At 77.4% G+C, this 627-nt stretch carries 1 protein-coding gene; it reads left to right on the top strand.

Translation table 11 applies throughout. The features are described 5' to 3' along the window. Nucleotides 1-627 (top strand): aminotransferase class I/II-fold pyridoxal phosphate-dependent enzyme (locus ACYVE9_RS29985; protein WP_461031004.1); only part of this gene is annotated, 627 nt, incomplete at both ends.

The following is a 627-nucleotide window of genomic DNA, read 5'->3' as shown; positions in this document are numbered from 1 at the left end:
CGCGCTGCGCGCCCTGGCGCCGCCGGGAGCCCCGGTGCTCGTCGAGTCACCGACCTACCCCGGCCTGCTGGCCGTCGCCCGGGCCTCCGGACTGCGTCCGGTCCCGGTGCCCATCGACGCCGACGGCGTGCGCCCCGAGCTGCTCGCCGACGCGTTCCGGGCCACCGGTGCGCGGCTGTTCGTGTGCCAGCCGCTCTTCCAGAACCCGACCGGCGCGGTGCTGTCCGCCGCACGGCGGCCCGAGGTGCGGGAGGCGGCCAGAGCGGCGGGCGCCTTCGTGGTCGAGGACGACTACGCCCGGTGGATGGCCCACGCGGACGCCGGCCCGCTGCCCCCGGCGCTCGCCGCGGACGACCCGGACGGCGTGGTGGTGCACATCCGGTCCCTCACCAAGATCACCTCACCGAGCATGCGGGTCGGCGCGCTCGCCGCACGCGGCCCGGTACTGGAACGGTTGCGCGCGATCCAGGTGGTGGACAGCTTCTTCGTGCCGCGCCCCCTCCAGGAGGCCGCGCTGGAGCTCGTCGGCGCGCCCGCCTGGCCGCGCCACCTGAGCGCGGTGTCCGCCGCTCTCCAGGCACGGCGGGCCACCGCCGTCACCGCGCTCCGCCAGGAACTGCCCGCGCT

The organism is Streptomyces sparsus (genome assembly GCF_054776295.1).
The sequence above is the reverse complement of the archived record's forward strand: the minus strand, read 5'-3'. Positions and strand labels throughout refer to the sequence as shown.